Source organism: Novacetimonas pomaceti, assembly GCF_003207955.1.
GTDB lineage: Bacteria > Pseudomonadota > Alphaproteobacteria > Acetobacterales > Acetobacteraceae > Novacetimonas > Novacetimonas pomaceti.
In genome coordinates this window covers 1-3,158 of record NZ_NOXG01000067.1, presented here as the reverse complement: position 1 = coordinate 3,158, position 3,158 = coordinate 1, and the positions used below count along the sequence as shown (strand labels likewise).

The 3,158-nt window shown below is 53.1% G+C and carries 3 protein-coding genes and 2 pseudogenes; 2 read left to right on the top strand and 3 right to left on the bottom strand.

The window, feature by feature from the left end; genetic code table 11:
- Nucleotides 1-174: 174 nt before the first annotated feature.
- Nucleotides 175-405: pseudogene (locus CFR71_RS17080) on the top strand (IS630 family transposase); the annotation flags it as partial.
- Nucleotides 406-927: 522 nt separating this feature from the next.
- Here CFR71_RS17080 and CFR71_RS15390 read toward each other — a convergent pair.
- Entirely contained in the window at nucleotides 928-1,347 is a 420-nt protein-coding gene (locus tag CFR71_RS15390) for a nuclear transport factor 2 family protein (RefSeq protein ID WP_110532187.1), read from the bottom strand.
- A gap of 121 nt (nucleotides 1,348-1,468) precedes the next feature.
- Between CFR71_RS15390 and CFR71_RS15385 the strand changes: the two genes are divergently transcribed.
- Complete coding sequence (locus tag CFR71_RS15385; RefSeq protein ID WP_110532185.1) at nucleotides 1,469-2,032, top strand: hypothetical protein; 564 nt, start codon at nucleotides 1,469-1,471, stop codon at nucleotides 2,030-2,032.
- 1 nt (nucleotide 2,033) lies between these two features.
- Here the strand turns inward: CFR71_RS15385 and CFR71_RS15380 are convergent, their stop codons facing one another.
- Both CFR71_RS15380 and CFR71_RS15375 read right to left on the bottom strand, forming a co-directional pair.
- A complete protein-coding gene (locus CFR71_RS15380; protein ID WP_110532191.1) occupies nucleotides 2,034-2,864 on the bottom strand; it encodes an IS5 family transposase in 831 nt (276 codons plus the stop codon).
- 33 nt (nucleotides 2,865-2,897) lie between these two features.
- Nucleotides 2,898-3,158, bottom strand: a pseudogene (locus CFR71_RS15375) (hypothetical protein); the annotation flags it as partial.

Genomic DNA, 3,158 nt, shown 5'->3' with positions numbered 1-3,158 from the left:
CGGCGCTGGCTGGACGTACGCCCGATGAGGCGTATCATGACGTGCCGACGCCATCTGGTCCGGGGTTAACCCCGGACCAGATGGCCAACAGCAACGCCGCCAGAAGGGCGGCATAACAACAACCGGGTATAGCTTATCAAGCCCACAAAACTGTCCGAACGGACGGGTCCACCTCTCAATCAGGTGGAGCGGTTTTTCGCTCTCGTCACTGAAAAGCAGATCAGGCGCGGCATTCACCGTTCGACCGAAGCCCTGGAGGCCGACATCAGGGCTTTCATCGCCGTCCATAACGAACAGCCCAAGCCCTTCAAATGGACCAGATCCGCCGACGACATCCTGCAGGCCGTCAAGCGATTCTGCCTCCGTACTACCAAAATCAGCGAAACTTCAGAATCAGGACACTAGGATAGGCCCGCCGGGAACAGGGACAACCCACTTAATGCCCGAGGCGTCATAGCCTGATAAGCAGAATGGGGCCTTGTTCGCGGACTCCATCAGGGCCAGCAGTCTTTTGAGCGACTGCATCAACAGGCCGAACAGAAGACTGCTCCCGACCAACGCCAGAACGTTACTTTTCTCTTGCGACGCAGGAGCCATCCACAGAGGACATTCCCGGGTGATCACAATTCAAGATCGGATAAGGGCCCAACCACCTGAATGATGAGTAAAAATCTTATGGCAAATCGTTGTTGGCATAAGTGAATGCAGCCTTACCGAAATCGCGAAGTAACTCCACAACATATCCACACCGCATTATTAGGATCAGGATTCATAGCCAGAACATGACGGATGCTGTGAAGAAATAATCGAGAAGAAGCAGGCGCCCGGCATCTGTCATATCTGCGGGATTTCCGGCCTGACATTCTGGTTGCTTCCCCCTTTTTTACCACAATGGATATAAATATGACGGGCGCCTTGTGAAGTTGCTCACTTATCGAATTGCAGAAAAGCTTTGGAGAATACTGACCATCTTCCGCCTGTTTTGATCAGATTAAGATATTCACAGCAGTCAGAGCCAATGGCGTCATTTTCGGTAATAATGCGTACGACCGCCGTGACAGGAGTAATGTCGAGTATATCGATATGAGATGTGATTTCCGGGGAAGCTCCGTTGACCCTGATAAATTCGGCCGCCAGATTGCCAGTGCCCCCCACAAGCTCACCGTCGACGATGCCATGCGTCACGACATCTTTATGAAATATGTCGGACATGCTGTTGACATTGCCAGTGCGCAAGGCCTCGACATATCTTTCAAGGAGCCCTCTAACATCTTTATATTCACTTACCGGTATATTTTTCTTGTTCATGATCAGCCCTTTTTTGTCCCAATGCTTAACGACAAGCATGAAATTTTAGATCTATTGCGAAAGGGTATCAAGATGCACCTTTCATGTTGTGCCTCTCTCGGGATTCGATTTCGGTGACACGCACCTTGATCCAAAACGATCCGGTAACAGATTTCCAGCTATGAAAGACATATTCAACCTGGCGCTCATATGTGAGATTGCCGCCGAACTTCGGGCCGTGGATACCTCTTTTGACGCCGATGCCTTCGTCGCGCATTCGATGCATGGCCCGAACAAGTTGGGACTTATCGGTCGTTCTGCACGTATTGCGGACGCCATGCATGTATATCTACCCGCTCACTTTATTGAATCCGCTTCCATCATTGAAGCATCTCTTTGCCCAGAGCTTCCACCGACCGGAAATATTGATGTCGCAACAATTCGTTACATGCCGCATGTCTTTTTTGTTCAGAAATACGGCCTTGATGACTATGAAGTAGCCATGCGCGTACAGGCTGAGCTCACCAAGAGGTTTACTGCCGAATTCAGTATCCGTGCGTTTCTGGTGAAGTTTCCAGAACAATCCTACGAGCAGATGCTGGCATGGGCTGATGATGACAACGCACATCTGCGTCGGTTGGCTTCGGAGGGGACGCGCCCGCGCCTGCCATGGGCGCCTTGCTTGCGTGCGTTTCAGCATGATCCGCGCCCTGTACTTGAATTGCTTGAACGTCTCAGAGCCTGAATCAGAAAGCGGTTTGATTGATTTTCCGCAGAACTCTGCGGATATGGGCGATCATCAACCACGCGTGGGATGACGAGATTGTTGCCTCGACATCCGTCGTGAGGCGGCGACAGCGCCCGAGCCATGCAAAGCTGCGCTCCACGATCCAGCGTTTCGGCAGGACGACGAAGCCTTCGGCCCGGTCACTGCGCTTGACGATCTCGATCGTCCATCGGCCGAGTTCAGCCAGCGCACCACGCAACTTCTCGCCAGCATATCCCCCGTCACCGATCAGATGGCGAAGCCAGGGAAACAATGAGCGTATCCTGACCGCTACCAGCGGCGCACCATCACGATCCTGAATGTCGGCGGGATGTACAACAGCCGCCACGACATGACCCAGCGTGTCGGTCGCGATATGTCGCTTGCGTCCCTTGATCTTCTTGCCCGCGTCATAACCGCGTGGACCGCCGTTTTCAGCAGTTTTAACCGACTGGCTGTCAATAATGCCTACCGAAGGCGTGGCGTCTCGCCCGTCCTGCTCACGCGACAGGATCACGAGAATATGGTTCATCGCTTCCCATCGTCCCTCGCGGATCCAACGGTAGAAATAGCCCTGCACGGTCGTGAAGGCGGGAAAGTGACGAGGAAATTGTCGCCACTGGCAACCCGTAGTGACGATATAGAGGATCGCCTCCATGACCCGGCGCAAATCCGTACGTCGTGGTCTGCCCAGCCGTTTCTTCTCGGGCATCAGCGGCGCAATCAGCGCCCACTCCGCATCGCGCAGGTCGCTTGCATACTCCAGGTCGTCCCGGCGATACTGCGCGCGGGTGATTTCAGTCCAGGCCATCTTGATCTCATCAGGTTCTCGCAAACCCATGAATCATAACCAACTGAAATCACTCAACTCATTTTCGGTCAGACATTCAGAGAATGAACGCCTGAGCGCCTCAGAGACAGCATCCCAAAGCTTGAACTTTCCAACCATGGGGTATTCTTTCTGGATCTTGCCGCTTGGTATGAAACGAGTGTCCCGTAATGACCTGATGATGCGGTCGGCATCCATATCCGGCATTTCAACAAGCTCCTTGAGTGCCTGCCGGGCATTATGGTGCGACCGGAGATATATGGCTTCCTCTTTCAT